Here is a 5365-nt window from a genome sequence, read left to right on the forward strand (position 1 = left end):
GTTTCTACAGGTATTATGGGCGGATTACTTGTTTTATTATCTATGCGACTAAAGAAGCTAGATTAACCTAACAAGGCATTCAAACGGACAAAAAACAGTTGGCTGTTTTCACTTCGTTCAACATTTTAGCCAACAATTTTTTGCCGCTTAATGTCGCGTTATACGTTTAAGGAGTTGTGGTGCAAATTGAGATAAACAAACGGAAAGCTTTATTTTACGCATTACTAAGTTTATTAATTGGACCTCCTTTAATTGTATATGGTATTTATTGGCTGTATCTCGAGAAAATTAGTGTTTCATATTCAATATTATTTATAGCTATTGGTCTTATGATGAGTGTTTACTCATATGCCCAATTCTTAATTGTCAGAAGCACTTGTTTAGGACTTATTTTTACACCCGAAGGATTAATTGATAATTCAACTTTGCCCAATAACATCCTAATTGAATGGTCTGATGTTAAATTAATAAATTGCCCTGATTTAAATCCACCACCACATTTCTCTATTCACCTAAATGATGACAATAAATTCTTTAGTAACCTTAATTGGTTCTCGAAGTTCTACTTTAAAATAACTAAAATGTGGTACAAAACACCTATTGTACTAGTCACTGAAAATTTAAGATGTACAGCTAAAGAGCTTGATGCCATATTAGAAGAATATTCAAGCTTGTATGTGCAGTAAACGTATAACAAGTTGCTCAAACGGACGCATAACAGTTGGCTGCGCTTCGTACCTCGCACTTTTTAGCCAACTATTTTGCGCCGCTTAGCAAGGCGTTATACGAATTTCAACCTATGAATAATTCCAATAAGGATAACAAAATGAATAACAAATGGATTTTATCTTCAGCCTTCTTAATTTCTTTTACTTCTTTTGCAAATCAGGAAGTTCATACTATAGGCGTAGGTATAGGAGCTGGTGATTATGGAGTAAGAGATACTTCAATTGGTAATACTCATATATTTTATAGTTACCAATTTCTAGATAGTTGGAAAGCAGAACTTAATTATTCTAGTGCAGATACAGTAATTGATCTTGATTCATTAAGTATAAATGTCAAACGTGAATTCAGTTTATCAAAACGCAATGAATTATACATCAAAGGAGGAGCTGCATTTTATGATTACAACGTCTCTAAAGGTGACCTTGCTAATTTAGCTAATGATGGTGCAGGTATAACTGCAAGTGCTGGGTGGCAATATTCATTTCAAAATAACTTGGGGGTATATGCAGAGTACACTTACATAGACTTAGGTGACATTGACTCAATAACTTTAAATATAGGGGTTAGTTTTAGTTTTTAATTCTGCATACAATTCGTATAACAAGCGCTTTAAACGGAAAAAATACAGTTGGCTATTTTCACTCCGTTCAATATTTTGGCCAACTACATTTTTCCGCTTAAGCGGGCGTTATATTTCAGGAGAATACTGCGTGTATAATTATATTTTTCCAATTTTGATTTTATTTTCTTATGCAATCAATGCTGAAGAAACAGAGGTTTTGAGCGTTGAGCGGTCAGTATCAAAAAATATTAATTTATCTTTTGCCAATGATAATAACATTATGCCTAAGAAGGGGGATTTTGAAATAGTAAACTATGTACTTATGAGCAATGTAATTGGGGAGCGTTGGAGTGTTATTACGTTAACTAACTTGGCTACTGGTAATCGCACTTTAGATCAAGATCATTTGCTAGGTTTATTTGCTGACGGTAGCCGCATAAGCCCACTCGAATATAAATTAAACTTCGAGGGTAAAGAGACTCAATCAATTACTGTATCGTTCGGAAAGCATAAGTTTCCAATACTGAGCATATATTCGAGCAATGAAATATAACAAGCCATTCAAGCAGGACAAATAACAGCTGGCTATTTGCTCCTTCGTCGCTTATTTTAGCCAACTATCATTTGCCTCTTAATGGGGCGTTATACATTAAGGAGAGTCCATGCACCCGAATCGGAACGCAATCGCATTTGGCGGTATAGTTTTTTTAGTTATTTCTTTCGTTTTGGTCGTAAGCTTATCACTGTGGGCTTGGCCAAAATATAAAGTTTACAGCATGGAAATGAATGGTAAGGCTTCTTTAAAAGAGGCTGAATGGAGTAAACAAATACTCATTGTAGAAGCTAAAGCGCAAGAAGAAGCTGCTTTAATGCAAGCAAAAGCAAGAGTTACTTTAGCTCAAGCTGAAGGCGAAGCTAAATTAGTCCGTGCTAAGGCTGAGGGTAAAGCTGATATAGAATTAGCGAAAGCAGCAGCAGAAGCCAATAGAATAATTGGTGAATCTTTAAAAAATAATGAATCATATCTACGTTATATTTGGATCAAAGGCCTACAAGAAGGAAATGGCGAGCGTATTTATATTCCAACAGAAGCTGGTATGCCAATCTTAGAGGCTGGTAAGGCTAAAAATTAATGTATAACAAGTTGCTTAAACGGAAAAATAGCAGTTGGCCATCGCTTCGCGATTATAGCCAACCATTATTTTCCGCTTAGCAAAGCGTTATACGAATAGGCAATTATGGAGTTAACTGAAATGTTTGAAGCAGCTCTTTTAATCTTATTAATTGCTTTTTTCGGTTATAAATTGCTAACTGGAGTTCGTTCATCTAAAAAGTTTAATCGTGAATGGAGCAATGTTCAGGATTCTGATAAAGAGGCTTTTCTTAAAAGCAAAGGTAATTTATCTAAATGGGAGTTAGGTTCTTTCACTAAGTTATCTAAACCTCTAACTTTTATAGGTAACATGCTAGCACTGGCAGTAATATTGTTTATTGTTGTGGTAGCAGTCGCTATGATTTTTCAGTAATGCGTAATATTCGTATAACAAGCCATTCAAGCAGGACAAATAACAGTTGGCTATTTGCTCCTTCGTCGCTTATTTTAGCCAACTATCATTTGCCTCTTAATGGGGCGTTATACGTTTCGAGGTAGAGTGTGCATCCTGACTTTGAGCTTCACATATATCCAAAGCATTTATTGAAAGGTAAAAGTATTACGGATGAGAACGTAGATGTAATTTGTAAAACAGGGTTGCCGGGCTTCGTTTCTCCGCACTTATACTTCGGCGACTTTGAAGATGAACAATTTTTACCGTTATTATCAAATTGGTCTTGGGCAACTGAATGGGAAGGAAATATAGATGTTGCAATGCAACAGTTTCCTGATTGTTTAGTTATTGGTGCTGGACAAGAATCTGAACCTATAATAATCAAACCCAATGAAAGCCACCTTTATCAGGTGAGTACTGATGGGAAGTCATTAATTTTTCTTAACGAAAGTTTGGCTAAATTATTATTAACGCTTGATGCGTTTTTAGATATGGTAGATAAAGCTTATTCAAAAGATAGAAACGCTTTTCTAGAACAACGAGTTAATCCTTTATTGGTATCGTTATTTAAAGCACAATTAAAAAATATAGATCTTTTAGCGCTAGGTAATAATTCGCTCTGGGAACAGCTTGCAGACAATTGTAGTTTGCATTACAAAAACGTATAACAAGTTACTCAAACGGACGCTAAACAGTTGGCTAGCACTCGTTCCTCGTACATTTTAGCCAACTATTTTTCGCCGCTTAGTAAGGCGTTATACGTTTTGAGATTGAGGTGATATGGAAATCAAAGTAGATGTTTATTCAAACAAGATGGTGTTAACTTCCGAAGGTCGTAGTATGACGTTTCACTCTACTGAGCCCTTTACTACAACAAGGCTGCTTATTGGTAAGTTTTTTGTGGCAGAAAGTTGTCTTACAAATGCAGTTAAAGAATTCGGTGCAATTGGCTTCTTTAAGCGCTCACCTAAAATCACCATCCAACCTCATGAGTTTCTCGAAGGTGGCTTATCGGAAGTTGAAGATCGAGTTCTACGAGAAATAGCGATGGGTGCAGGTGCAAGAGAAGTACATGTTGTAGTGTAATAAACGTATAACAAGAACTTAAAGAGGGACAAAATAAAGTTGGCTGTTTTGTTCACTCCGTTCACCTATTTTAGCCAACTCTATTTTGCCCCTTAAGTGGGCGTTATGTGGCAATAGGAGTCTATGAATCTTTACTTGATTATTACGATAGGTTTGTTATCTCATTTTGTATTAGCTTTATTTGCATGTTTAACAGTAAAGGATTCATTTAGTCTGCCTGTTCAACGTAAAAAGACTTACTATTTGTTAGCTTTGCTTTTACCGTTACTTGGATCAATTATAGCTTTCAAAAAAGTATCTCAAAGTAAATCTAGTAGTAATGCATATAGCAGCGGCGTGTACATTGGGGGTGAATCCTCTGACTGTTCAGGCAGCGACGGTGGTGGCGAATAGCCACATAACAAGCCATTCAAGCAGGACAAATAACAGTTGGCTATTTGCTCCTTCGTCGCTTATTTTAGCCAACTATTATTTGCCTCTTAATGGGGCGTTAGCTGTACAGGGAGTTTGATGGAAGTTTTGTGTAAATGGCACGTTATTGTCAAATACATCTTAAATCACGATTCAAAGGAAAAGTTTTTTCCTATTATGACTTGTGCTTTTTGGTTAAATATCGTGATCCAAAGCTTACTTTATATAACTTACATTAATCCTAATAGTGTTAGTTTGTCATCTGAGTTACCTAAAATATTAATTTTGGCATTCTTCTTTTTTACTATTGTTTTGTTCTATTTTGCGGTTAAAAATGATCTTCGCTATCAAAGAGCTGAGGCTTGGTTCACTAGTTTAAGTATAAATACTTCAAGGAAAATTAAAGTTATAGTTGGTACATCTATGCTTTTAAGCTTCTTTGTTTTAATGGTTTGGGCAATCAGTTTAATGTAAGTACAGCTAACAAGAAATTAAACAAGGACAAAAAACAGTTGGCTTTTGCTCCTTCGTCGCTTATTTTAGCCAACAATTTTTTGCCTGTTAATTAGGCGTTATGTACCTAGAGGAGTATCCAGTTGAATTGTCCGAATTGTGGAAATACAGCAATTACTTTTTCGGATTGGTGTAACGGAATTAGAGCGTTTTGGACAAAATGTCAAAGTTGTGATTCACAGCTAATTGGAAATGGCTTTGTTTTTATGGGTTTCTTTTGTACATTAATCTATGTATTTGCACTTATACCCTTGTTGATTTACTTAGCATCTAATCTGGATTTTGAGTTAGCACTCAGTTTTAAGGTAATTAGTTTTATATTGTTAATGGCATTAGCATACCCTTGTGCCCGTTATACATACAACAATGGTAGCTATCGGCAAAAAGGTACATAACAACACGCCCTGAGGTGGACAACTAGTAAAATTTAGCTATTTACAGCAAATTTTAATAGCGGTGAGCCTCTTTGTTTTAGGGCCTCTAAGTATTTTGACTCATCGTAGGGCGTATTGGTTTT

Annotated in this window: 9 protein-coding genes; all 9 read left to right on the forward strand. The window is 35.5% G+C overall.

What is annotated here, in order from left to right; translation table 11 throughout:
• The first annotated feature begins 179 nt into the window (after positions 1–179).
• The 9 genes from H4J67_RS19295 to H4J67_RS20380 all read left to right on the forward strand — a co-directional run bounded on the left by H4J67_RS19295 (position 180) and on the right by H4J67_RS20380 (position 4809).
• A complete protein-coding gene (locus tag H4J67_RS19295; RefSeq protein ID WP_182176849.1) occupies positions 180–686 on the forward strand; it encodes an STM3941 family protein in 507 nt (168 codons plus the stop codon).
• A 140-nt stretch (positions 687–826) separates the two neighbouring features.
• Positions 827–1309, forward strand: a complete 483-nt coding sequence (locus H4J67_RS19300) for an outer membrane beta-barrel protein (RefSeq protein WP_182204732.1) — start codon at positions 827–829, stop codon at positions 1307–1309.
• A 130-nt stretch (positions 1310–1439) separates the two neighbouring features.
• The gene (locus H4J67_RS19305) at positions 1440–1844 is read left to right on the forward strand and encodes a hypothetical protein (protein ID WP_182204733.1); all 405 of its coding nucleotides are present in this window, start codon (positions 1440–1442) and stop codon (positions 1842–1844) included.
• A 109-nt stretch (positions 1845–1953) separates the two neighbouring features.
• Entirely contained in the window at positions 1954–2424 is a 471-nt protein-coding gene (locus H4J67_RS19310; RefSeq protein WP_182204735.1) for a hypothetical protein, read from the forward strand.
• A 120-nt stretch (positions 2425–2544) separates the two neighbouring features.
• Positions 2545–2817 (forward strand): hypothetical protein, encoded by a 273-nt coding sequence (locus H4J67_RS19315; protein ID WP_182204736.1) that lies wholly within the window; start codon positions 2545–2547, stop codon positions 2815–2817.
• A gap of 128 nt (positions 2818–2945) precedes the next feature.
• Positions 2946–3506, forward strand: coding sequence for an SUKH-4 family immunity protein (locus H4J67_RS19320; RefSeq protein ID WP_182204738.1), 561 nt, complete (start codon positions 2946–2948; stop codon positions 3504–3506).
• Between the two features lie 172 nt (positions 3507–3678).
• Complete coding sequence (locus H4J67_RS19325) at positions 3679–3924, forward strand: hypothetical protein (RefSeq protein WP_182204740.1); 246 nt, start codon at positions 3679–3681, stop codon at positions 3922–3924.
• Between the two features lie 123 nt (positions 3925–4047).
• Complete coding sequence (locus tag H4J67_RS19330) at positions 4048–4317, forward strand: hypothetical protein (protein ID WP_182176821.1); 270 nt, start codon at positions 4048–4050, stop codon at positions 4315–4317.
• A gap of 117 nt (positions 4318–4434) precedes the next feature.
• Positions 4435–4809 (forward strand): hypothetical protein, encoded by a 375-nt coding sequence (locus H4J67_RS20380; RefSeq protein WP_220471678.1) that lies wholly within the window; start codon positions 4435–4437, stop codon positions 4807–4809.
• The last annotated feature ends 556 nt before the right edge of the window (positions 4810–5365 follow it).

Source organism: Colwellia sp. BRX10-4 (assembly GCF_014077465.1).
Classification (GTDB): domain Bacteria; phylum Pseudomonadota; class Gammaproteobacteria; order Enterobacterales; family Alteromonadaceae; genus Colwellia_A.

Coding starts and splice junctions, on each gene's coding strand:
- H4J67_RS19300 (WP_182204732.1), top strand. CDS start 827: ATGAATAACAAATGGATTTTATCTTCAGCCTTCTTAATTTCTTTTACT.
- H4J67_RS19310 (WP_182204735.1), top strand. CDS start 1,954: ATGCACCCGAATCGGAACGCAATCGCATTTGGCGGTATAGTTTTTTTA.
- H4J67_RS19315 (WP_182204736.1), top strand. CDS start 2,545: ATGTTTGAAGCAGCTCTTTTAATCTTATTAATTGCTTTTTTCGGTTAT.
- H4J67_RS19325 (WP_182204740.1), top strand. CDS start 3,679: ATGACGTTTCACTCTACTGAGCCCTTTACTACAACAAGGCTGCTTATT.
- H4J67_RS19330 (WP_182176821.1), top strand. CDS start 4,048: ATGAATCTTTACTTGATTATTACGATAGGTTTGTTATCTCATTTTGTA.
- H4J67_RS20380 (WP_220471678.1), top strand. CDS start 4,435: ATGGAAGTTTTGTGTAAATGGCACGTTATTGTCAAATACATCTTAAAT.